Here is a 23,490-nt window from a genome sequence, read left to right as displayed (position 1 = left end):
GATCAAAATTATACTGGCACTGGTTAGTGGGTAGATGGAAAAGAGTCGAGGTATCCTGGGATCTTTTCCATCTATCTAAATTTGAGATAGATGGACGCGTTATCGCACACCGGCAACATTCGAAGGGCCAGTGTTTTTTTGAAATGCCAACTCAGTTGGCGCTGTTATATATAGTACGAGGGTTATATGTCTGATTTAGTTACCGGTGTCGTTAAGTGGTTTAACGATGACAAAGGATTTGGTTTCATCGAGCGCGAAGGCGGTTCTGATGTATTCGTTCACTTCCGTGCCATCAATGGTACTGGCCGTCGCACACTGGCAGAAGGACAGAAGGTCACTTTTGAAGTGACTCAGGGTCAAAAAGGTCCCCAGGCTGAAAACGTAACCATCGTTTAAGCTACAAACATTTATTCACCGGGGGTGTGTAAGCACCTCCGGTGAATTGCTTTACAAGCTCCTCTCTTCCCTCAGAATCGGATCATTTACCGAGCGCTGAAAGGAGTCCCTGCTGTTTAAAAATATTAATCAGCAGTTATTCGGGCAATCGGATCATTCACCAAGAATCAGATCCAGTGATACTTTTTTCTCCCCAAAAAGCACACTCTTTCTGAGTATCTCGATTCTAACCTGATCACCAGGCCGTTTATCCAACAAGCCAATCCTTAAATCTGCTGGTGCCGTTACGTTCAGTTCGTCAAAGGAAAGAATGATGTCACCCTTTTCGACACCGGCCTTATTTGCTGCGCCATCGTCGGCAACGCCGCTGACACGAACACCAATATCTGCTGGCTCCATGTAGATCCCCATTAATGCGGCTGATGGCAAACTGACTTTTTGTGGAAAAATCACGTAATCTGCGATCTCCGGCTCAATCCTCAGCTCACCACCCGGCAAGATAATGGCGGAAGAAACTGGCACTCTCCGCTCAACACGACTGGGAATACCCGAACCATACATAAGATGACCGCTACCAGCCAGGACTACAAGATGCTTACCGGGATTATCTTTGAGAAAACTCGCAATCCGCTCAGCCATACCCTCATCCCATAACAACTGAACCTGTAAAAAACGCTCGAAGTTACGATCGGCCTTTTCTCCATGCTGCATGAATATACTGCGCAATCGCTCAGTATAGGCGCTGTCTGAATAATCAATATCGACTGGTATTTGTTTTCGTTGCTGATCGGATAATGATTCAATACCCTTCTGTGAGACTTGGCCTGTAATTTCGCGCGGGGTATTCAGAGCGATAACCGGAATGGCGTGTGTTTTTGCAAAAGTGAGTATCGGGCGATAGTGGCGATAATCATAGGACCAGCGCTCGTACCATTCTGTTTTACGTAACATCTCTGCTTCGGTGATGACACCGCCTATATAGTCATCAAGATACGGGTGGAACGGCCTTTGGAACATCTCCATTCCTATAGCAAGATCTACACCGGCAAACCTCAATGCAGTGATAATCTCCAATTGAGCCATGTGATGACTATAATTGTCGTGCGTTTCACCGATATAGATTACGCGCTTAGTAAGCAGATCCGGAATCAATGCCTTGATATCTTTGGTCGCATTCAGATCCAGCAAAGAAGCACTCGCCGCTGTTACAGGCGGCACATCGACTGTTTCATGCCCAGTCGATCTCACTACCGGCTCATGTACAAGCGCGTTTCCACATGCTGTCAGCATCTGCACCGACATAATCATCACCAGCAAAAAGGGATATCGTGCTATAACCATAACTATCTCACTTCAACTTCACGTAAGGCACTCTGACACTTCAAAAGTGGATTGATTCAAAAGAGGTTCACACCTTGTTATATTCAAAAAGCCCGCGCACCACTTACAACACTCAGCTTATCCATACTATCAGAAGGTATATCGCGCTTCTGTTACTTTTCTGTTCGCCTGTGCTCAGCTCCACTCCACATGAATCACTTGTACATCATAATCTACAGGTAGAGATTCACCCCGAATCAGGCGATTTGATCGCGATAGATACCATTCATCTCGTTGAAGATACTCGTGTAATTTCGTTTTTACTTCATGCCGACCTATCTGTCGCTCTAATTGATGACGCAGGCACTCTGACAAAGGGGGCGCTATTACAAGGATCTGTCCCTATCAGACAATACCAAGTACATTTCTCAACCCCTTCACAAAAAGTCACGCTCAAATACGCAGGCACTATTGCCCATGCACTCAGTGCCGAAGGCGAATCATCATCACTGCGCCAATCCACGCCAGGAAAAATATCGATCCAAGGCGTATTTCTCAGCGCAACGAGTTACTGGTATCCACAGGTAGCGGATGCCCTGATCAGCTTCAAAATGCAGGTAAAACTGCCTGATGGTTGGCGATCAGTAAGCCAAGGTAGATCGCTTCCTGGACATAATGGCTGGGAAGAGCAACAACCCCAGGAAGAGATCTACCTCATTGCCGCCCCCTATCATTATTACAATATGGCAGAAGGCAGCACCCTTGCCGAGGTTTATCTGCGCGACAATAACCCCACCTTGGCAAAGCGCTATCTACTGGCAACCTTTGACTATTTATCACAGTACGAAAAACTGATTGGTCCCTATCCTTACACTAAATTCGCATTGGTAGAAAACTTCTGGGAGAGTGGCTACGGCATGCCTTCTTTTACGCTTTTGGGGCCTCGCGTAATACAACTCCCGTTTATCATTCACACCTCCTACCCTCATGAGATTCTACACAACTGGTGGGGGAACGGAGTCTACACAGATATAGCATCCGGAAACTGGAGCGAAGGACTCACAACCTATCTATCCGACCATCTAATTAAAGAGCAGCAGGGAGAAGGCGCAAAATACAGAAGAAATACACTTCAAAATTATGCCAACTATGTAAGGGCGCAAGATGATTTTCCGCTTATACATTTCCGCGGCAATCAAGGACAGATCAGTCAATCGATTGGTTATGGAAAGACGCTCATGTTATTTCATATGCTTCGCAATGAGATAGGCGACGAACTGTTCATAAGGGGACTGCAACAATTTTATAAAAACTATAAATTCCGTAAAGCAGGATTTGCCCAGATCAGGGAGAGTTTTGAATCCGTCTCGGGTCAATCACTCAAACCTTTCTTCGAGCAATGGCTTACACGCACAGGTGCACCGACCCTGAAGCTGTCTAAAGTAAATATCATACAAGCAGAAAACCGCACAAAGCTTTCAATTACCGTTGAACAGACACAATCAGAAAGTCCCTACTGGCTCAAGATTCCTCTTTTCGTGGTTGGCGAGGGGCTAAATCAGACCGAGCGGCATACTTTGGAGATGAAAAATCGAAAAACCACATGGGTTATTGATACGGCAACTTCGCCGGTCAGTGTATCCATCGATCCGTTATTTGATCTTTTCCGAAGACCAGATCCCAGTGAGATCCCCAGCAACCTGGGTCAACTGTTTGGAAGCCAAAAGATAATGGCAATACTGCCCAGTAATGATCCAGGAGAACTTAAACAGGCCTATCAAGCGTTAGTTACTCAGTGGCAGCAACGTCAACCAGGACTCACTTACCTATGGGATAATCAGATTAATGCCTTACCACAACAAGGGCACCTGTGGATTATCGGTGCGAGAAACCGATTTGCTGATCACTTTAGTCACTTGGTAACCAATAGCGAAATCACTCAGGGGGCCAGCAGCCTAGCTTTGACTCAAACCAACGCCGTGCACCCCAACCAGACCCTGGGCTACATTCATAGTGATTCGATCGAGGCTATAGGGGGACTGGCCAAAAAACTACCTCATTATGGACGTTATAGTTATGCCTTGTTCAATGGCAACCAGCCACAGATAACTCAACGCGGTGAATGGGAGGTTGGTGACAGCGCCTTATCACAGCGTATCCAAAAGAACTACCCAGGGCCTATGGGTCAGATAAGAGACCATAGCCCCCTGACAGACTATACTCAGTAAGCGATCTCCTGCAGCAATGAAATATCGCTTATGACTTCGGTTTTTTATCCGGTATTCCCAGCGATAGCTTGCCTTTGCCAAAGCGATCCGTAGCCTCATCCATCATGCTATAGAGACGGTGATCACGATCAGAGGGTTGCGTTGAATCAAACAGATCCAGCATGGTACCACTGCCTTCCCCCCAATCAGAGACACCCATCCCTATCAGACGAATCGGCTGACCCATTTTCCCCGAAGTTGCAAAAAGCTCCCAGGCTACGGTAAACAGCATACTATCCCTGTCTTCTGCAAAGGCTAAACGGCGCTGTCGTGTATAGGTTTCAAAGCCAGGAAGTCGCACTTTAATCGATACCACTTGGCCTTTCAGCCCTTCTCTCCGCAAGGTTCGACCCACTTCCGCAGTCAGTTGCCTGAGCGTGTCCCGAAGTTTTCGCAAATCTTTTGTATCCTCTCCAAAGGTTGTCTCCTTGGAAATCGACGAACGCTCCCCACGTACCCCAACATGAGCTGACGCTTCTCCCCTGGCCTGCCGATAGAGCCCCCCTCCCATCTTTTCGCCAAAATAGTGCTGCAATGACTCGAGGGTATATTCGCGCAATTGTCTCACTGTTCGAATACCCAGACGCTGAACTGTTTTGAGTGTTTGAGGACCCACACCCCGCAGATTGGCAACGGGCATTGGATCTAAAAATGCCACTATTTGATCGGCTAAAACCACCGTCAACCCATCTGGCTTATTGTGTTCAGAAGCCAACTTGGCGATTAACCGATTGCTGCCCACACCGACGGAACAACTCAATTCGGTTGCCTGCCAGACAGCCGCTTTAATTTTACGCCCAATGGTTTCGGGTGAACCGTGCAGGCGCTCCAAACCACTGATATCCAGATAGGCCTCATCGACAGAAACCTGTTCAACAACTGGAGAGATTGAAGCCAGAATAGCCATGACTTTATCCGAAGCCTCTGAATAACTCCGCATATTAGGCTTAAGAAAAGTCGCATTTGGACAACGGCGATAGGCCTCGGCAATCGGCATTGCGGAACGAATCCCGAATTCACGGGCCTCGTAAGAACAAGTGGAGACTACACCGCGATTGCCTGGGAGTGCGCCAACCACTACTGGCCTACTCCTGCATTCGGGACGATCTCTCTGCTCAATAGATGCAAAAAAGGCATCCATGTCGACATGAGCAATCAATCGTGGCGCTAATTTTTCTTGCATGCTTTATTGTACCGGCTTCCTAATTTCCCACCAAATAGGTCGGATAGACTTTTTCACTGAATTACGGTTGAGCCCGCCAATCTACGTCACCTATTACGTCCAACCCGCTTGTCGAGGCAGTAAAAAGTGGATAGATTACACTGAGTTGACTTACAATACAGACACCGTTTATACCAGGGACGACTCTGCTTTCTAAGAGAAGTTGTTGCGGCGGATCTATCGGCCATACGTTGGTCGCTAGCGTGAAGCATCACATAATTACGGTTATCAAACGAACCTGCCCATTGGAGTAGTAAATTGTCTCAGAACAATACAACCCACAACAGTGACGAGCCTCGCGTTGAGCTTGAAAATTTTATTCCATACCGGCTCTCGGTGCTAAGCAACTTTGTCTCCGGCAGCATCGCCACAATCTACTCTGAACGCTTTAATATCAGCATTATGGAGTGGAGAGTAATTGCCGTATTGGGGAATTACCAACCCCTGTCCGCCAATGAGATTTGTGAACGCACTAATATGGACAAGGTGCAAGTCAGTCGTGCCGTTTCCAGCCTTACCAAATCAGGGCGAGTGCTGAGAAAGACCGACAAAAAGGATCGCCGCAAGTCGCAGCTTCGTTTGGCAGCTAAAGGAATGAAGGTCTATCAACAGATAGTACCGCTTGCCCTTGAACGAGAAAGACAACTGCTCACTCCTTTTAATGCCAAAGAGATGAAAGAGTTTGACGAACTCCTGCGCAAACTGGAGATCCGTGCACGTGAACTCTGTGCCACCGAATAATCTTTAAACTATTAACAGCGATACCGTCTCTACTGAATGGCTGAGATTGATCTTTCAGACTCGAAACAACCGATAACCTCCTTCATTCTGCATCAAACATCCGTATTTAACATCCAGTTTAACTCGAATCATCAAGCCTACAAGTAGGCTAACTTAATTAGCCTTATTATTCAGTTTGTTATAACAAATAAGGCCGGTTAGCATTGCCCTCCCTCCTCTGTCCCGGTATTCCTGACAGGGGAAACGAGTCATCCGCGTAATATCAAGAACTATACTTTTGGCAGGATGAAATGCCAATAAACCCACAATATCCAGTGTTGTTATTAGTTACGTATGCAACTATATTTACAATAACAACTGACATTTGTCATTTTTTGCCGTTTCATTGGTAACCAATGTTCCACAGACCGAATCAACTGAAGGTATCACGCAATGAGTAAGAAATTCGCATCCCATGCTGACGTCGAAGAGAAGAACGTATCATTCGATAAACTGGCCGAAGGCGTCTACGCCTATACCGCTGAGGGTGATCCCAACACCGGCATCATCATCGGTGATGACAGCGTTATGGTGATTGATACCCAGGCCACACCCGACATGGCGCAGGATGTTATTCGCCGGATTCGCGAAGTGACGGACAAGCCAATCGAATATGTGGTGCTGTCTCACTACCATGCCGTTCGGGTCATGGGGGCTTCGGCCTATAATCCCAAGCAGATCATTGCCAGCCAGGCGACCTATGACCTGATTGTTGAGCGCGGCCAGTTTGATTTTGATTCCGAAGTCGGTCGTTTTCCACGGCTCTTCCAGGGCGTTGAATCCGTACCTGGCCTCACCTGGCCAACCCTGACCTTTGAAAGCGCCATGACCCTCTGGATGGGTAAGCGTCGTGTTGAACTGATGCATGTCGGTCGCGGCCACACCAAGGGTGACATCGTAGTCTGGTTACCTGAAGAGAAGATCTTGTTTAGCGGCGACCTGGTAGAGTTTGGTGCCACGCCTTACACCGGCGACGCCTATCTGACCGATTGGCCCCAGACCCTGGCCAATGTCCGCGCACTGGGCGCTGAAAAACTGGTTCCAGGTCGTGGCGATGCCTTGACCACCCCCGAAACAGTTGAAGCTGCCATTAGTGGCACTCAGGATTTCCTCACCCAGATGTTCGAGAGTGTTAAAAAAGGGCGTTCCGAAGGCAAGGCGTTGAACGAGATCTATACCGAAACCTATCAGGTACTCAAACCAAAATTTGGTGACTGGGTAATTTTTGAGCACTGCCTCCCCTTTGATATTACCCGTGCCTTCGATGAGGCTGGTGAATACCCCGATCCACGCATCTGGACCGCTGAACGCGATACCGAGATGTGGCACTCATTGCAAGACGCACTTTGATTAGCGCCCTCCTTCGGGAGGGCCTGAATAAAATTAGAAGGCGGAAAGCCAAACGAGGAGGATCGCAAGATCATGTTGCAAAGCCATCAGAACCCTGTCTATGAGTTTGTTCACTCAAGCGACCAGGATGCCCCTACACCAGTCCATCACCCGGTTATCATTGTGGGTGCCGGACCGGTGGGTATGGCGGCCGGCCTGGATGCGGCCAAACAGGGTATAGCTGCGCTGATACTGGATGACAACAACACCGTCAGTATCGGTTCACGCGCCGTCTGCTATGCCAAACGCGCACTGGAAGTACTTGATCGCCTCGGCTGTGGCCAGCGCATGGTGGATAAAGGGATCACCTGGAATCTGGGTAAAGTCTTTTTCCGTGACGATCAGGTCTACTCTTTCAACCTGCTCCCCGAAGCGGATCATGAGCGCCCCGCCTTCATCAATCTTCAGCAGTATTATCTGGAAGAGTACATGGTGGACCAAATCAACCAGCAGGAAACGGTTGAGTTACGCTGGAAGAGTCGTGTCACACAGGTAGAAGAGAAAGCCAATCACGTGCAGATTCAGGTAGAAACGCCTGAAGGCGAATACACCCTCACCTGCGATTATCTACTGGTAGGTGATGGCGCAAACAGCGGCATCCGCAAGATGATGGGGCTAGAGAGCAGCGGTCAGGTATTTCAGGATCGCTTCTTGATTGCCGACGTGGTCATGGAGACCGACTTTCCACCCGAGCGCTGGTTCTGGTTTGACCCTCCTTTCCATAAAGGCGGCTCTACTCTACTGCATCGTCAGGCCGATAATGTCTGGCGGATTGATTTCCAGCTGGGCTGGGATGCCGATCCCGAAGAAGAGAAAAAACCGGAGAATGTCATCCCCCGCCTGAAGGCGATGCTGGGTGAAGAGACCGAGTTTGAGTTGGAGTGGACCTCGGTCTACACCTTCCAGTGTCGACGCATGGAAAAATTCCGCCACGGCCGACTACTGTTTATTGGTGATGCGGCCCATCAGGTCTCACCCTTCGGTGCTCGCGGTGCCAACAGCGGCATTCAAGATACAGACAACCTGTTATGGAAAGTCAAACTGGTACTGGATGGCAAGGCCCCTGACACACTGCTCGACAGCTATGACGAAGAACGTGTCTATGCGGCCGATGAAAACCTGTTGAACTCAACCCGCAGTACAGATTTTATTACACCAAAGAGTCCTGTCAGCAACACCTTCCGCAATGCCACACTGCTACTGGCCGAGGAGTATCCCTTTGCCCGCACCTTGGTCAATAGTGGTCGTCTCTCTCTGCCTTCGGTCTATCACTCATCCAGCCTGAATACGGCTGATGAAGATGAATTTGACAGCAACATGGTACCCGGTACCCCAAGTACCGATGCGCCAGTCAATGAATCGGATTGGTTCCTGCGTGTCATTGGCAACAACCGTTTCAATGGACTCTTTTTTGCCGAGCAAGATGGCACGATTTCAGAGGCTAACAGAAACCTATTAACCACACTGGCCAATAGCGACGACATTGCCATCAATATCCTGATCGTTGGCCTGACTGCAGATCAAACACTGCCGAATGGCATGGTCCGATTGGCAGACAACAAAGGTCTATTAACGGAACGCTTCGATGGCAAGCCCGGCACCTTTTATCTGTTCCGACCGGATCAGCATATCGCTGCACGCTGGCGCGCGCTGGATCAACAGAAAATTGCAGCGGCGCTGAACAGAGCAACCGGCCGGAGCTGAAGGAGCAAAAGATGATCGAGACACAACACCTGAATGTTCAACCGGCCCTGAAACGTCCGGATGATTTTTACAACGCGCTAGTGGATATGCACCGCGACCTGAGCGAAGAACAGAGCCAACTGGCCAATGCCAAACTGATACTGCTGCTCGCTAATCACATTGGTGATGAGGCCACCCTTGAAGAGGCGCTGAAGATAGCAACCGAAGGCCTCAACTAATCAGTAACAGAATTTTAAACTTTAGATTTAACAGGAGCAGAACCTGTGGACATTAAACAGATCCATCACGTTGCATACCGCTGTAAAGATGCCAAGGAGACTGTGGATTTTTATACCAAAAATCTCAACATGGATTTTCTCCTTGCCATCTCGGAAGACAGAGTGCCTTCTACCAAAGAGCCTGATCCCTATATGCATCTGTTTCTGGATGCCGGCATGGGGAATATTCTCGCCTTTTTCGAGATTCCCAACTCACCCCCTATGGGCAAGGATCCAAATACCCCGGATTGGGTGCAGCACATCTCCTTCCGACTGGAAGATGAAGCCGCCTTGTTAGAAGCCAAAGCGCAACTGGAAGCCAATGGTATTGATGTGATTGGTCCCACCAATCATGAGATCATCAAGTCCATCTATTTCTTTGATCCCAATGGTCACCGTCTGGAACTGACAACGGTTACCGCCACTCAAGAGATGCTTCAAGAGCTGCACGACATCGCCCCGGCCATGCTGGAGGAGTGGAGCAAAACCAAGAAGGTGGTCACCCATGCCTCCTGGCTGCACGAGAAGGAGTTCAAGACGTAGGGCTGTTTGGAAACAAACAGATGTAGGGTGGGCACGCTTTTTTGTGCCCACGCGGATTGGGCAACGGGGATAACAGCGTGGGCACACAAGACGTGCCCACCCTACAGAAGAATCAAATCGTTATCCGCGTGTATGTGTATTCATTCGCGGCTAACAGTTTTATGAGACAACCCCGTTTCGCGGGCAGAAGGAAAATTCAATGAAACTAGCTTCCTTAAAACAGGGGCGTGATGGCGCACTTATTCTCGTCTCCAGAGACCTGAAACGGGCTGTATCTGCAGGCGACATTGCGGCCACACTGCAGGCAGCGCTGGATGATTGGGCGCGCTCGCAACCGAAACTGCAGGCACGCTACGAACAGATCAATGCAGGAACGGTAGAAGGCGCTTTTGATCTGGAGATGGACAAGCTGGCCTCACCACTACCCCGCGCCTATCAGTGGGCCGATGGCAGCGCTTATGTCAATCATGTTGAGCTGGTTCGTAAGGCACGGGGTGCAGAGATCCCCGAGAGTTTCTGGCACGATCCCCTGATGTATCAAGGAGGTTCCGACAGTTTCCTCGGGCCGCGGGAACCGATCAAGATGGCGGATACAGCTTGGGGTATCGATTTCGAGGGTGAGGTCGCCGTTGTTACCGATGATGTCCCTATGGGCTGTTCAACGGAACAGGCCGCCGACAGCATCCGTCTACTGATGCTGGTGAATGACATCTCACTGCGCGGGTTGATTCCTGCGGAGCTGGCCAAAGGTTTTGGCTTTTTTCAATCCAAACCCTCCAGCGCCTTCTCCCCTGTTGCCATCACGCCGGATGAACTGGGTGACAGCTGGCAGGATGGCCGGGTCAAACTCCCCTTGTTGATGGATTACAATAACAAACCTTTTGGCAAAGCCAATGCCGGTGTGGATATGACCTTTAACTTTCCCCAGCTGATTGCTCATGCCGCCAAGTCCCGTCCACTCGGAGCCGGGGCAATCATCGGTTCAGGTACTGTATCCAACAAACAGAATACCGAATGGGGTTCAGCCATCGCTGATGGCGGTGTGGGTTACTCCTGTATCGCTGAAGTACGCATGATTGAAACCATCAACAGCGGCAAACCTGAAACGCCCTTCATGGGTTATGGCGATACCATCCGTATTCGCATGGAAGACAGTGAGGGCAACAACATCTTTGGCGATATTGATCAGGTAGTGGAGCCCTACGAGGCAGATTAATGAAACTGTTCGACTACTTTCGCTCTTCCGCAGCTTATCGAGTACGTATCGTACTTAATCTGAAAGGCATTGCGTATACGCACGCAGGCATTAATCTGTTAAAGGGAGAGGATGGCGATCCAGAGTATCACGCGGTCAATCCGCAGGGGCTTGTTCCTTCATTGCAGGATGGATCACACACACTCACACAGTCACTGGCGATCTGTGAATACCTTGATGAAATCCATCCCACACCCACACTGCTTCCAGGTACGGCACTGGAGCGTGCCCGCATCAGGGCCTTGGCCCAAATGGTCGCCTGTGATATTCATCCGGTCAATAATCTGCGCATTCTAAAATACCTGACCAGTGAATTGGGTGTAACAGAAGAGCAGAAATTAACCTGGTATCGACATTGGGTGCAGGAGGGTTTTATCGCATTGGAAGCCCTACTCTCATCCTCTGCTGAAACGGGCCAATACTGTCATGGTGACACCATGACCCTGGCAGATGTCTGCCTGGTACCCCAGGTCTATAACGCACGCCGTTTTAAGCTGGATCTGGCACCCTTCCCTACAATTGAACGCATTGAACAACACTGCCTGAAGCAAAACGCTTTTGAGCGTGCTCAACCCGAAAACCAACCAGATGCCATTTGAACTTACCCGTTCAACCCGGTATCCAATAATAGAAACCACAGGCGGCGATCCTGCCTGATGCACTGAGCGGCCACCCGCCAGGAGGAGAAAAGATGGGACAACTCTGGGACAACCCCATGGGAACCGATGGTTTTGAATTTGTGGAATACACCTCCCCGGAACCTGAAGCGCTGGGACAACTTTTTGAACGGATGGGTTTTGTCGCGATAGCCCGCCACCGTTCCAAGGATGTCACGCTCTATCGCCAAGGCGATGTGAATTTCATTATCAACGCCGAAAAAACCGGCTTCCCCCGCTCTTTTTCTCAACAGCACGGTCCCAGTGCCTGCGCCATCGCCTTTCGGGTGAAGGATGCGGCACACGCCTATAGCATGGCCCTGGAGCACGGCGCCTGGGGTGTGGAGACCAGGGCCGGCCCGATGGAGCTGAACATTCCGACCATTAAAGGGATTGGTGACTCGCTGATCTATCTGGTGGATCGCTATGGCGATAAGGGTAGCATCTATGATGTGGACTTTGTGCCGATCAAAGGCGTTGACCAGCATCCCAAGGGCGTTGGGTTTACCTATATTGATCACCTGACCCACAATGTCTATCGCGGTCGTATGGATGAGTGGGCCGATTTTTACTCCCGCCTGTTCAACTTTAAAGAGGTGGGCTATTTCGATATCGAAGGCAAACTGACCGGACTTAAATCCCGCGCCATGACCAGCCCCTGTGGAAAAATCCGCATCCCAATTAATGAAAGCAGTGATGACAAGTCGCAAATTCAGGAGTACCTCCACGCCTATCACGGTGAAGGTATACAGCATATCGCACTGGGAACGGATGACATCTACAGCACTGTTGATCAATTGCGTGCAAAGCAGGTCCCGCTACAGGACACCCTGGATGCCTACTATGATTTGATTGATGAACGGGTTCCGGGTCATGGTGAGGATATTGCCAGACTACGTGAAAACAGCATCTTGATCGATGGCGCACCGACTGAAGGACAGGGTCTGTTATTACAGATCTTCACCAGCACAGTGATTGGCCCAATCTTCTTTGAGATCATTCAACGCAAGGGTAATGAAGGATTCGGTGAGGGCAATTTTCGCGCCCTGTTTGAATCGATTGAACTGGATCAGCTACGCCGCGGTGTGATCAGCGAAGATAACGCAAGCCACTGAGAGTGCTGCTATCATACTGACTCCTCTGTTGTTATTCGCAGAGGAGTTTTTTTTATGCTCTGATCAATGCTATCCTTTATGACGTTTACGTTAACGTTAACTTATTAATCGGTGGAGATATCCATGCTACAACCCCTCTGGCAACCCACTCCTGAGCAGATCGAATCCGCCAACATGACCCGGTTTCGGGTCTATCTGAACGACAAGCTAGGCACGCAACTAGCTGATTATAATGACCTTTATCAATGGTCGATTGATCAGCCAGAAGCCTTCTGGCGCGCACTGTGGGATGAGAGTGGTGTAATCGCTGAAACCCGTGGCTCCGTGGTACTGACGGAGGGTGACAAGATGCCTGGGGCGCACTGGTTTCCTGAGGCACGTCTGAACTTTGCCGAGAATCTACTGCGCCGCCGTGATGATGGCGATGCCCTGATATTTTGGGGTGAAGATAAGGTTCGTCGATGCGTGAGTTACAAGGCGCTCTATGATCAGGTTTCCCAGGTCGCGCAGGCCCTCAAGGCCGCCGGTATCCGTGAAGGTGATCGGGTAGCGGGTTACCTCCCGAACATGCCGGAGGCCGCTATGGCCATGCTGGCTGTCAGCAGCCTCGGTGCCATCTGGTCAAGCTGCTCGCCGGATTTTGGGGTCAATGGCGTAGTTGATCGGTTTGGCCAGATTGAACCTAAAATCCTGTTTGCCGCTGACGGTTATTTCTACAACGGCAAGACCCATGACAGTCTGGAGAAGATCGCCGAGATCCAACAGCGCATACCGAGCCTCGAAAAGGTGGTCATTGTCCCCTATACCCGTGAAACATTCCCGCTGGATGCAATCAAAAATGCCCTACCTCTGCCGCAGTTCGTGGCCGATTACCAACCCGAAGCAATCACCTTCAAACAGCTACCGTTTGATCACCCGCTCTATATCATGTTCTCTTCCGGCACCACCGGTGTACCGAAATGTATTGTGCATGGTGCGGGTGGCACCCTGCTGCAACACCTTAAAGAGCATCGTCTGCATACGGATGTAAAGCCTGGTGATCGTACCTTCTTCTTCACCACCTGTGGCTGGATGATGTGGAACTGGCTGATCTCTGGACTGGCTGCAGAGACCACCATCCTGTTATATGACGGCTCCCCCTTCTATCCCGATGGCAATGTGCTGTTCGATTATGCCGATGCAGAAAAAATGACCCAGTTTGGCACCTCGGCCAAGTTTATCGATGCCATCAACAAGGCCGGACTCTCACCGAAAACCAGTCACAATCTTTCAACCGTCCGCACGCTCTGTTCTACCGGTTCACCACTTGTTCCTGAGGCGTTTGACTTCGTCTATGAGCAGATCAAGCAGGATATGTGTCTCTCCTCTATCTCTGGCGGAACCGACATCATCTCCTGCTTTGCACTGGGTAATCCGGTGCTGCCGGTCTATCGTGGTGAACTGCAGTGTCGTGGCCTGGCGATGCAGGTTGAGGTGTGGAACGATGAGGGACAACCGGTACGCGGTGAGAAAGGTGAACTGGTCTGTACCCGCCCCTTCCCCTCCATGCCGATCGGTTTCTGGAATGACCCTGACGGTGAAAAATATCACAGCGCCTATTTTGATCGATTCCCAAATGTCTGGTGTCACGGTGATTACGTGGAACTGACCGCACAAGATGGTATCGTCATCTATGGCCGCTCAGATGCGGTTCTCAATCCCGGTGGTGTGCGTATCGGCACCGCCGAGATCTATCGCCAGGTCGAACAACTGGAATCCGTTGTTGAGAGTCTGGTAATTGGTCAGGAGTGGGAAGGTGATGTGCGTGTCGTACTGTTTGTCAGACTGCGCGACGGACTGACCCTGGATGATACCCTGATCGATCAGATCAAAAAACAGATTCGGGCCAATACCACACCACGCCATGTTCCAGCTCGGGTGGTTCAGGTCAGCGATATCCCCCGCACCAAGAGTGGCAAGATTGTGGAATTGGCCGTGCGGGAAGTGGTGCATAACCGGCCAGTTAAAAACAAGGAGGCATTGGCTAATCCAGAGGCACTGGAGCTGTTTTCAAATCGTCCTGAGCTTCAATCATGATCGCTTTATTTTAAAGACCAATGTAAAACGCCCACAGATCGTTGTGGGCGTTTTGGTTAGAGCTATACCACTGGGAATAACGATTAGTGCATACGCCCCATGCCCCGCATTGGACGCATCTCATCGGCCAGCTTCTGCTGTTCTGGGGTCAGCTGGGAATAGAGCTGCTCAATGGCATCTGCCATCTCGGTCATTTGACCGGCTCCCGTGCGCATCTTCTCAACCCGTTCGCCTACGGTCATTTGGGCTTTAAAACCGCCGGCCTTTTTATATTCCACCATCTTTTCGACCTTGGATTTCAGCACTTGCTCAAAAGACTGCCAGGCGGGTTCCTGCGCTTCAGTGATCCGAAGCTTATACTTCATCATATCCAGCCCTTGTGCCATGCGCTCGGAAGGATCACCCCGCATACCACGACCATGCCGTCCCTGTTCACTGTATCCGCTCTCCTGCATACCCATTCCTCCTTGTCCATAGCCACAACGATCAAACCGGCCATTGGCGGCAACCGCTGTACTGATACCAATAACCGCTACAGCCGCAATAATAATTTTACTTGAACGTTTCATCTCACTTTCCTCTCTTGTTCGGAGCAGTTTGCCCCTTCTGTGAGGACTATGAAAACATCCGGGTGTAACGGGTGGATGTCAAAAATGATCTTTTTTGTAAGCCTGAGTAACAACCGACAAACTGTTACACTCTGTTACAAAGAGCGTCAGGTTTTCTAGAGCAATTCAGGTATAAAGGAGCCATGGAAAAACAGCGACATATTCTGGTAGTCGATGACGACCTCGACATACGACAACTGCTACAGGCCTACCTGGAGCAGAATGGCTATCGTGTAACGACAGTGGGTGAAGGCAAATCAATGAGCCGGGCGCTGGATGAGCAGCGCATTGATCTGGTGGTGCTCGATCTGATGCTACCGGGTACCGATGGATTGGAACTGTGCCGCAACCTGCGGGTAAAGTCCAAAATACCCATTATTATGTTGACCGCCCGGGGCGATGAGATGGATCGTATCCTGGGATTAGAGATGGGTGCCGATGATTATCTACCTAAACCCTTCAATCCCAGAGAGTTGCTTGCACGTATCAAGGTCGTATTGCGGCGCGCGGTATCACTGCCATTTGATCAGGAGGAGTCCGTTTCACCCTCCATTCACTTTGGTCACTGGCAACTGGATTCCGTGGCACGCCACCTCATCTCAGAATCAGGTGCTGTGGTGCCACTGAGTGGGGCCGAGTATCGATTACTGAAGGTGTTTCTGGAACATCCAAATCGTGTATTAAATCGTGATCAGTTACTGGACCTGACCCAGGGGCGGGAGTCTGACCCGTTCGACCGCAGTATCGACGTGCTGATCAGTCGACTCAGACGTCGCCTGGAAGATGACCCAAAAGATCCCGAGATCATCAAAACAGTCCGGGGTGAAGGGTATGTGCTGACAACCAAAGTACATAACCTGGGTGATACCGCGTGAGACTACTGCCCCGCTCCCTGTTTGGTCGTCTGGTACTGATTTTGATTGGCGGCCTGCTACTGGCGCAATTTCTCAGTACCGGCCTGTTACTCAAAGACCGTGGTGAGATCCTTCGGGAAAACACCGGCCAACAACTGGTACAGCGTATTGCCTCCATTGTTAATCTGATAGAAGACACACCCACGCCAGAACGACAGCGTATCATCCGTGCCTTCAGCACACCCACATTCCGCGTAAGCCTGGCAGACGCACCTGTTAGGCAAGACCCTGAAGCCCACGCCCTGCCATCACATCATCTCGAGATGATGTTGCACCAGGCATTGAACAAAAACACAGAGTTGCAGGTTGCCATTCTACCCTTTAAGGCGGGCTTTAAAGAGGATTCTCCACCTTGGCGCAGGCGCCATGATAGCGATGCTGATAGAAGATATGGATCCGGCGAACGCCCCTTACGTCCCAATCGATTGAGCGGATTTCAAGCCAGCATTCGTCTCTCTGACAACAGTTGGCTAACCGTTCAGCGGCCCCTGCCAGAAGGTATTGAGAGCTGGCCGAAGAAACTGCTGGGCTATCTCGGGGTACTGCTACTCTCGATCATCCTGATCTCTCTGCTAGCCGTTCGCTGGGTGACGAAACCGCTCGGCACCTTGGCGGATGCGGCACACAACCTGGGCAAGGATATCGCCCATCCACCGCTTGACGAAAAAGGTCCTAAAGAAGTCAGACAGGCGGCCCAGGCCTTCAATACCATGCAGTCCAGACTACGGCGCTATATTGAAGATCGCAGCAGTGTGCTGGCAGCCGTCTCCCATGATCTAAAAACACCCATCACCCGCTTGCGACTGCGCCTGGCACTTTTACAGGACAGTGATCTGCAAGCACGCTTTGACAAAGACCTGACTGAGATGGAGCAGATGGTTACCGCAACCCTGGATTATCTCAGGGGAACAGAGAGCAAGGAGAAGCGGGTTAACATCAACATCAACTCACTGCTTGAATCACTGCAGGATGATGCCCAGGAGTTGGGTTGGAACATGACTCTGGCAACCGGCAAGGTATTGCCCTATATGGGCCGTCCATTGGCACTGAAACGTTGCCTGATGAATCTGATTGAAAACGCAGTACGCTATGGTCATGCAGCTAACGTGCGCATTGAAGATTCTGAAAAATCACTTACCCTGATTATTGCTGACCAGGGAGAAGAAACTATTTCCGAGGAGGAATTGGAAAACCTGTTTAATCCATTCTATAGAAGAGAAGAGTCCCGCGCCAAAGAGACCGGCGGCACAGGCTTGGGCTTGGGCATCGCCCGAAACATCGCGCGCGCTCATGGAGGCGATGTAATCTTACGTAAAGGAAGAACACAGGGTCTTGAAGCGATTATCACATTACCCAGGTAGAGCGAAGGCAACTGAGATTAATTCCAGAAATAGAATACTTTTCGAGCTGTCTGATCCTGAAACAAAAGAGGCGATCCATGAAGCACGTGCCATACGTAAATAAATTATTATGACTATCCCAGGTTAGTACTTGAAGACCTTATTCCAGCCCCGCATTTATCTAGCAAACTTCCTACTGCTTTCTAAAAAGCGGGTCAATTTTCATGACTGCGGGGTGTCGTGAATAAATGATCATTAATAATGCAGGTAATAACATCAGGTCAAAGATAAGCGCCGCCACCAAACCAATACTTGTCAAAAGTCCGAAGTGGGTTGTCGGAACAAACTGAGATAAGGTCAACACCAGAAATTGCGCGCTCAATATGATCGTTGTGGTCATCACGGCCCGACCTGCCTGCCGATAGGTCTTCACCAATGCCGCAACAGGACTGACACCCCGTTTTACTCTACTAATAAAGCCGTGATACACGTGAATGGTGTCATCGACAGCAATACCTACAGCAACACTTGCAATCATGGCCGTCGCCATATCTAGCCATATACCAAAAAATCCCATGATAATAAAAATCATCACAATAGGAGAAAGATTTGGCACCATGCATAGCAGCGCACTGCCAAAAGAGCGCCACTGAATTAGCATCAATAAAAATATCAATCCTAAGGCTCCAAACAAACTCTTGATCTGGCCTTCTATTAGCAGATCTTCCTGATCAGCAAACATACGACCAAATCCAGCGATATCCCATTCGACCCCTTTTATTGGATGATCAGCAAGGTAGCCTCGTAAACTTTCGATCAGAATGGAGAGATCATTGGCTCCATGTACATTCACATTAAGGTTAATATGGGTGATCCGATACTCTTCATCAACAAAATCAAACAGATCATTGCCATCGTAGACCAGTAGATATTGGCTGATCAGCGCTTCATTTTCAGGAATTCGTTTGTATTTCTGATTTTCAGCATTGAACCCCCAGTGCATTTCCTCAATGAAATCAGCCATTGAGATACTTTTATCCACCTGAGGCAGACCTTCAACCCAACGCTGAAAATCCCGAATGGCATTGAGCGTCTTTGGATGTTTGAACACCCCAACCTCGCGGCTTTTTAGTACGACATCCAGGGATGACGTTCCAACCAGCTTACTTTCAATTCGATCCGTCGTCTTACGAATTGCGTGATCCGGATAAAAGAACTCCTGAAAGTTAGTCTCAACTACGATGTTAGACAATTGCGGTAAAGAGACACCTAACGCCGCAACGATGCCGCCAACAACGTATAAGGGATAGCGAACACCCGTATGAAAAAGTTTTCCGACCAACCAGTCCATCGCAGTTAATCCTGATTTTCGCTGCGGCCACTCTGAGTAATCAAAGCGAGAAAAAATAGTTGGCACCAGGTGAATAACAATGAAATAGATCAGCGCCACACCCACCGCGGATATAAGACCAAAAACCTTAATCGGTGGGATCGGACTTAAGCCGAGTGAAGCAAGACCAGCAACCGTCGTCAATGCCGTATAAAAAGCGGGCTTTTGAACCTCTTTTAGTGCACTTGCCACACGTTGCGGACCGGTCAATCCTCGCTTGGAAGCGTAGTGAAGTGCATTAAATAGGTGAACCAGCGCCGCAACTGTTAAAGCTGATAAAAGTGGTGGAATAATACTCGATATAAGATTGAACGGCTGATTAAACAGTACATAAAAAGCAACCGTTGAACTCACTACCACACCAATAACAACACCAGCAACAATGACAGCCAACCAGCGATGGAACAGCCACCAGATCAACAGCAATCCAATGACGGTCGTGGCAGGGATAAAGATCATATTATCCTGCAGCATAGAACGCATCTGTGCCACATCTGTGGTTATTTGCCCTGCCATGCCCTTCAGGTAACCATCAAGATTGACGCTCGCTATAGTCTCGAGTATCTGATCCTCTAAGGCCAGACGCTCCAGGCTGGAGTTGATTTCGACAGGAATCACAAGCATCGCGACCGCTGACCCATCAAGTGCCACTAATGTATTCTGGGCAAAGCGATCACTAAAGGCACGCTGTTGACGTTCAGTGGCACGAGTTTTATCCAGCGTCTTTACATTCACCAGAGGTTCAACAATAAAGCCATCTTCCGTACCACTGATATGATCTTGCGTGGTCATATTGATCACATCATCAATCAATGGATTCGAAGAGAGCTTATCAGCAAGCTCCTTGAAGGCCACCGCAAAACCCTCAGAGTAAAGCGCAACACCTTCAAACAGTAACAGTACAGCCTGATCACTGGGAAAATAGTGTCTTAACTCATTATCGGCAATAACAGACGGTGCATCGACGGGCAAATAGACTTTGGGGGTATTGTTGATATTGAGATTTAGAAGTAAACCATTTGGAAGCACAGTAAATAAAAACAGAAAAAGCACACTGAAATAAAACTTCCATGGCAAACGAAGAAACACATTCTTAAGGTGAAGATCGGCCTCAGTCGTAAGAGAAAACTCTATCGCATCCTCCCCTTCGATTACCGCATGGCAGGAGTTCAGTATCGCAACAAGATGGATTCCATCATGTCGCAAAAAGGTGACTTTCGCTTTTGCATAATCTTTTGCAGACCGATCGACTCGACTTGCATCTATGAAATGACCACGAAGCCGCTCCCAATGCCGATCAACCACTAAATCCAGTACAGGAATAGCTTCCAATTCGTCAAATGAGTCGTACCCCAGCAGGGTTATAAAGGCGGGATTTGCATAGACGAACATACCGTCATGCTGAATCGCGATCGGTTTTCGATCGTGATCATATTTGGCATATCTTGTGGCATCGTCTTGCATAGAGAGTGGGACTATCCTTTCAATATAGCGCTATGCTCAACACTTATTGAGCATAGCGGCTTCAGACAATGCAATCCTTAGTAAAATATTCGTGAATCTGCGTTTCGAATAGTTGATTTAGAACTTAGCGCGCCAACCAAGTGTTAAGATGGAGTGATCCTGGTGATAGCCTCCAGGAGTACCCGCCGCACCTTCAAAATAGTGGGCATCCAGATAGATCTCTTGTGAATCTATGCCGGTATATGCGATCTCCGGATTGAGATAGAGGTCATGCTTGTCCAGTCCTTTGTAGAAGCGACCCTTTACCCGCCAACGATCTTGCGCAAATGGCATTTCAAACGAGCCGCCCAGTAAATATATTTCTGTGCGATCAAGTACGGCTGGGGCATCAATATGATTGATACCCGTAACCTGTAAATTGACGCGTGCATCACCATCGCCGGGGAAAAACTCAACCCCTGCACCCCAGCTTATACTTTCGACGGTATCAAATGCCCCACTCAAATGGGTAACCGGGGCGTCACTCTGCCAGCCGGCCTCGATACGCCATATTGCACCCGCAGCCTCGACCCCAACATCACCCCCTACAATCCAGGAACGCGGGTATCTAGCCTCAAGCACACCGCGTGATGTGTTGTAATTAAAATAGGGTAATGACTGCCTCACTTTTTGCAAAGTAACGGCATAATCCATCCCCTCTCCAGTCCCGCTGTAGCGAACACCAAACCCACCATCGCTATCTGATGCTTTATAATCTACCGGCGAGGTCTGCACCAAAGCCCTGGTTGCGGGCGTCGAATTGAGACCAAGAATCTCTCCTGACCGGCGATTGACAGGGAACCAGACACTCTCAGAGCCCGGTAGTTCGGCCTCGCGAAAATGCGGCAGGAAAACCAGATCCCACTTTTTATCACCTGAAAAATATTCATAACGTATAGCAGCAGATGCACGCCGCCTATCGGATAAGTCATCCAATATGTATCTAGATAAGTCGTGGGTACTCATACGATCCGTAGGAGGGAACTCGTCAATGCGTCCCCACAATATTTTCTGTGCGCCCGCGGTTATTCTGTAATTGTCACTACGATACCTGACGAACGTTTCATCATAATCCAGATTCACCAAGTCCCAATCCTGATTGCCATGCTGTTTATAGCCATCCACTCTTACTGAGGCTTGTAGGTCCCACTGACTGGAAGGCAACCAGCGCGCCGTTCCCCTACCATGCAGATACCCCAAGCCATGAGCATTGGCATTACCATCTGGAAAAACACCGTATTCAGCCCACAACTCATTTAGACGAAGGGTAAATTGTGGCTCTTGCTCAGCCCCATCGCCCAAGGCAACGACATCTGCTTGTGTATCTGCAGGCTCATCAATAGTAATCTGTTCATCCTTGCCTTCAAATTGAGGTTGTTTTTTATCATCATCTTCAATCAGAAGAAGCTCTTTAGGTTCCGCCTCTTCTATGACAAGCACTTCAGGCTCGCCCGGTTTAGCAGCCTCGTCCTCAATAATAAGAACCTCATCATCTGCCGATGTATCTGCAGCCCAAGAGATTGCTGGGCTTGCACCCATCGTCAAGCATGCTGAGAATACGATAGTTCTATAAACTTTGAGTTGCTTGGCCATCATCCCCTAATCCTTTTTTTGACCCAGTTGCACATTAAGGTCGAAATCGCTTTTCGAAACTGGTATCCGTTAAATCTCTCCGCGTAAAGAGTCGATCAGGAAGTCCCTGATCATATTTAATCTTTTGCGTAATCAACTGAGTTTTGTGTCCGGTTTTCAAGTCATACATGGTGCTTTCCAGAATAGTCCAGACACCTTGTATTTTTTTAATCTTTCGTGCGGTCATTTTTTTGCTGGGTTTATCCTGCCCTTTCTCAAACAACTCTACGGTCAAGGGCACCAATATCTTGCTATAAATACAACTGACCCGTTTAGAATAGACAGAGTTGTCTGGGTCCTTCGGCACACTTACCAGTAAGTCACAGGGAACCTTGCCGACGCTACCCTTTCCTTTCAAGAAGTGATGATCCATCTCTACTTCCCGGTCCAGTAGATCTTCATAAAAAAAATCGGATCCCACAAAACGGCCGCCTTTACGTGAGGATGAGATTCGCCGAACTTTTTTTAGCGCTGGAAGATAAAGCCATTGGTCACTTTCATCACCCGGATGATCTTGTGTCAACAATCCCGTACCCCTGACATCATCTGGCTTAATAAAGCGCATCAAAGACCAACGCTCACCACCACCCTTCTCTTTACCGTAACTATAGAGTTCCCTCTGCCGGGGATTTCCGTTACTACTCTGCAACTTCATAACAACAAACGCACTAAAATCATCCCCATTTGGACGATCATAAACAGCCTTTGCCAATGCAAGGCCCTCTGCATTACTCAGCGAGTCCAAAGCAAATGAGCGTGCCGCACAAAACATCAGCATCAAGCCCAATATACTGAGGAAACCCCCTCTTGATATGCCTTTAGCTATCATTTTAGCTACAGTTGCGCCTATAACTTAATAATTAATATTTGAAATATTCTATAACCACTTGAATATATTGCAAGATATTTCTAAGCTGGAGTGCTGCGCGATTATCATGGAACACTTAAATGCTCATCAGTGGTGATCAAAGTTAGACCCAGACAAACTGAAGCGATAATGACCTATGTATAGGTGATGGTACAGTCTATTGCATTGAAATTATTGCATTTCATTAGCACTACTGGGACAGCAGTCACAGAAATTGTAATCCTAATAAAAACTCCGCTCCTGTGATTCCAAACG

The 23,490-nt window shown here is 49.1% G+C and carries 19 protein-coding genes; 13 read left to right on the top strand and 6 right to left on the bottom strand.

The genetic code is table 11. The features are described 5' to 3' along the window. The first annotated feature begins 186 nt into the window (after positions 1-186). Entirely contained in the window at positions 187-396 is a 210-nt protein-coding gene (locus FHP88_RS11535) for a cold-shock protein (protein ID WP_029132379.1), read from the top strand. Positions 397-549: 153 nt separating this feature from the next. Here FHP88_RS11535 and FHP88_RS11530 read toward each other — a convergent pair whose 3' ends face one another. Then, complete coding sequence (locus FHP88_RS11530) at positions 550-1,737, bottom strand: ChaN family lipoprotein (RefSeq protein ID WP_144359225.1); 1,188 nt, start codon at positions 1,735-1,737, stop codon at positions 550-552. A gap of 170 nt (positions 1,738-1,907) precedes the next feature. On the opposite strand from FHP88_RS11530, the gene FHP88_RS11525 reads away from it, so the two are divergent. Beyond that, positions 1,908-3,944, top strand: coding sequence for a M1 family metallopeptidase (locus tag FHP88_RS11525; protein ID WP_144359224.1), 2,037 nt, complete (start codon positions 1,908-1,910; stop codon positions 3,942-3,944). A 28-nt stretch (positions 3,945-3,972) separates the two neighbouring features. Here the strand turns inward: FHP88_RS11525 and dinB are convergent, their stop codons facing one another. Then, positions 3,973-5,166 carry a DNA polymerase IV gene (dinB, locus tag FHP88_RS11520; protein WP_144359223.1) on the bottom strand — a complete coding sequence of 398 codons (1,194 nt, stop codon included), beginning with the start codon at positions 5,164-5,166 and terminating at the stop codon, positions 3,973-3,975. Positions 5,167-5,463: 297 nt separating this feature from the next. Between dinB and FHP88_RS11515 the strand changes: the two genes are divergently transcribed. The 9 genes from FHP88_RS11515 to FHP88_RS11475 all read left to right on the top strand — a co-directional run bounded on the left by FHP88_RS11515 (position 5,464) and on the right by FHP88_RS11475 (position 14,980). Then, on the top strand, positions 5,464-5,946 hold the full coding sequence (locus tag FHP88_RS11515) for a MarR family winged helix-turn-helix transcriptional regulator (protein ID WP_144359222.1): 483 nt from the start codon (positions 5,464-5,466) through the stop codon (positions 5,944-5,946). A 432-nt stretch (positions 5,947-6,378) separates the two neighbouring features. After that, positions 6,379-7,335 (top strand): MBL fold metallo-hydrolase, encoded by a 957-nt coding sequence (locus tag FHP88_RS11510; RefSeq protein WP_144359221.1) that lies wholly within the window; start codon positions 6,379-6,381, stop codon positions 7,333-7,335. 72 nt (positions 7,336-7,407) lie between these two features. Then, positions 7,408-9,078, top strand: coding sequence for an FAD-dependent oxidoreductase (locus tag FHP88_RS11505; protein ID WP_144359220.1), 1,671 nt, complete (start codon positions 7,408-7,410; stop codon positions 9,076-9,078). 11 nt (positions 9,079-9,089) lie between these two features. Continuing rightward, entirely contained in the window at positions 9,090-9,296 is a 207-nt protein-coding gene (locus FHP88_RS11500) for a DUF2783 domain-containing protein (protein WP_144359219.1), read from the top strand. Between the two features lie 45 nt (positions 9,297-9,341). Then, complete coding sequence (locus tag FHP88_RS11495; RefSeq protein WP_144359218.1) at positions 9,342-9,878, top strand: VOC family protein; 537 nt, start codon at positions 9,342-9,344, stop codon at positions 9,876-9,878. 199 nt (positions 9,879-10,077) lie between these two features. Next, complete coding sequence (locus FHP88_RS11490; RefSeq protein WP_144359217.1) at positions 10,078-11,094, top strand: fumarylacetoacetate hydrolase family protein; 1,017 nt, start codon at positions 10,078-10,080, stop codon at positions 11,092-11,094. Further along, complete coding sequence (maiA, locus tag FHP88_RS11485) at positions 11,094-11,732, top strand: maleylacetoacetate isomerase (protein ID WP_144359216.1); 639 nt, start codon at positions 11,094-11,096, stop codon at positions 11,730-11,732. The genes FHP88_RS11490 and maiA overlap by 1 nt, the downstream gene beginning before the upstream one ends. 92 nt (positions 11,733-11,824) lie before the next feature. Further along, positions 11,825-12,904: a 4-hydroxyphenylpyruvate dioxygenase gene (gene hppD, locus FHP88_RS11480; RefSeq protein WP_144359215.1), complete on the top strand. Its 1,080-nt coding sequence runs from the start codon at positions 11,825-11,827 to the stop codon at positions 12,902-12,904. Positions 12,905-13,027: 123 nt separating this feature from the next. Further along, on the top strand, positions 13,028-14,980 hold the full coding sequence (locus tag FHP88_RS11475; protein WP_144359214.1) for an acetoacetate--CoA ligase: 1,953 nt from the start codon (positions 13,028-13,030) through the stop codon (positions 14,978-14,980). Positions 14,981-15,063: 83 nt separating this feature from the next. Here the strand turns inward: FHP88_RS11475 and FHP88_RS11470 are convergent, their stop codons facing one another. Next, the gene (locus FHP88_RS11470; RefSeq protein ID WP_144359213.1) at positions 15,064-15,549 is read right to left on the bottom strand and encodes a Spy/CpxP family protein refolding chaperone; all 486 of its coding nucleotides are present in this window, start codon (positions 15,547-15,549) and stop codon (positions 15,064-15,066) included. 182 nt (positions 15,550-15,731) lie between these two features. Between FHP88_RS11470 and FHP88_RS11465 the strand changes: the two genes are divergently transcribed. Both FHP88_RS11465 and FHP88_RS11460 read left to right on the top strand, forming a co-directional pair. Continuing rightward, positions 15,732-16,463, top strand: coding sequence for a response regulator (locus tag FHP88_RS11465; RefSeq protein WP_144359212.1), 732 nt, complete (start codon positions 15,732-15,734; stop codon positions 16,461-16,463). Beyond that, positions 16,460-17,863 carry an ATP-binding protein gene (locus FHP88_RS11460; protein WP_144359211.1) on the top strand — a complete coding sequence of 468 codons (1,404 nt, stop codon included), beginning with the start codon at positions 16,460-16,462 and terminating at the stop codon, positions 17,861-17,863. The genes FHP88_RS11465 and FHP88_RS11460 overlap by 4 nt, the downstream gene beginning before the upstream one ends. A gap of 172 nt (positions 17,864-18,035) precedes the next feature. Here the strand turns inward: FHP88_RS11460 and FHP88_RS11455 are convergent, their stop codons facing one another. The 3 genes from FHP88_RS11455 to FHP88_RS11445 form a co-directional block, all read right to left on the bottom strand. Beyond that, complete coding sequence (locus FHP88_RS11455; RefSeq protein WP_144359210.1) at positions 18,036-20,696, bottom strand: MMPL family transporter; 2,661 nt, start codon at positions 20,694-20,696, stop codon at positions 18,036-18,038. Positions 20,697-20,813: 117 nt separating this feature from the next. Continuing rightward, the gene (locus tag FHP88_RS11450) at positions 20,814-22,274 is read right to left on the bottom strand and encodes a hypothetical protein (RefSeq protein WP_144359209.1); all 1,461 of its coding nucleotides are present in this window, start codon (positions 22,272-22,274) and stop codon (positions 20,814-20,816) included. Positions 22,275-22,362: 88 nt separating this feature from the next. Next, the gene (locus tag FHP88_RS11445; RefSeq protein WP_144359208.1) at positions 22,363-23,196 is read right to left on the bottom strand and encodes an outer membrane lipoprotein-sorting protein; all 834 of its coding nucleotides are present in this window, start codon (positions 23,194-23,196) and stop codon (positions 22,363-22,365) included. Positions 23,197-23,490 lie beyond the last annotated feature (294 nt).

Source organism: Sedimenticola selenatireducens (assembly GCF_007625115.1).
Classification (GTDB): domain Bacteria; phylum Pseudomonadota; class Gammaproteobacteria; order Chromatiales; family Chromatiaceae; genus Sedimenticola; species Sedimenticola selenatireducens_A.
The sequence above is the reverse complement of the archived record's forward strand: the minus strand, read 5'-3'. Positions and strand labels throughout refer to the sequence as shown.

Bases quoted from the DNA above. Each gene is read 5' to 3' on its own strand.
- FHP88_RS11535 (WP_029132379.1), top strand. From the start codon at position 187: ATGTCTGATTTAGTTACCGGTGTCGTTAAGTGGTTTAACGATGACAAA.
- FHP88_RS11475 (WP_144359214.1), top strand. From the start codon at position 13,028: ATGCTACAACCCCTCTGGCAACCCACTCCTGAGCAGATCGAATCCGCC.
- FHP88_RS11510 (WP_144359221.1), top strand. From the start codon at position 6,379: ATGAGTAAGAAATTCGCATCCCATGCTGACGTCGAAGAGAAGAACGTA.
- FHP88_RS11490 (WP_144359217.1), top strand. From the start codon at position 10,078: ATGAAACTAGCTTCCTTAAAACAGGGGCGTGATGGCGCACTTATTCTC.
- FHP88_RS11530 (WP_144359225.1), bottom strand. From the start codon at position 1,737: ATGGTTATAGCACGATATCCCTTTTTGCTGGTGATGATTATGTCGGTG.
- FHP88_RS11450 (WP_144359209.1), bottom strand. From the start codon at position 22,274: ATGGGTGCAAGCCCAGCAATCTCTTGGGCTGCAGATACATCGGCAGAT.
- FHP88_RS11505 (WP_144359220.1), top strand. From the start codon at position 7,408: ATGTTGCAAAGCCATCAGAACCCTGTCTATGAGTTTGTTCACTCAAGC.
- FHP88_RS11455 (WP_144359210.1), bottom strand. From the start codon at position 20,696: ATGCAAGACGATGCCACAAGATATGCCAAATATGATCACGATCGAAAA.
- hppD (WP_144359215.1), top strand. From the start codon at position 11,825: ATGGGACAACTCTGGGACAACCCCATGGGAACCGATGGTTTTGAATTT.
- maiA (WP_144359216.1), top strand. From the start codon at position 11,094: ATGAAACTGTTCGACTACTTTCGCTCTTCCGCAGCTTATCGAGTACGT.
- FHP88_RS11445 (WP_144359208.1), bottom strand. From the start codon at position 23,196: ATGATAGCTAAAGGCATATCAAGAGGGGGTTTCCTCAGTATATTGGGC.
- FHP88_RS11470 (WP_144359213.1), bottom strand. From the start codon at position 15,549: ATGAAACGTTCAAGTAAAATTATTATTGCGGCTGTAGCGGTTATTGGT.
- FHP88_RS11465 (WP_144359212.1), top strand. From the start codon at position 15,732: ATGGAAAAACAGCGACATATTCTGGTAGTCGATGACGACCTCGACATA.
- dinB (WP_144359223.1), bottom strand. From the start codon at position 5,166: ATGCAAGAAAAATTAGCGCCACGATTGATTGCTCATGTCGACATGGAT.
- FHP88_RS11500 (WP_144359219.1), top strand. From the start codon at position 9,090: ATGATCGAGACACAACACCTGAATGTTCAACCGGCCCTGAAACGTCCG.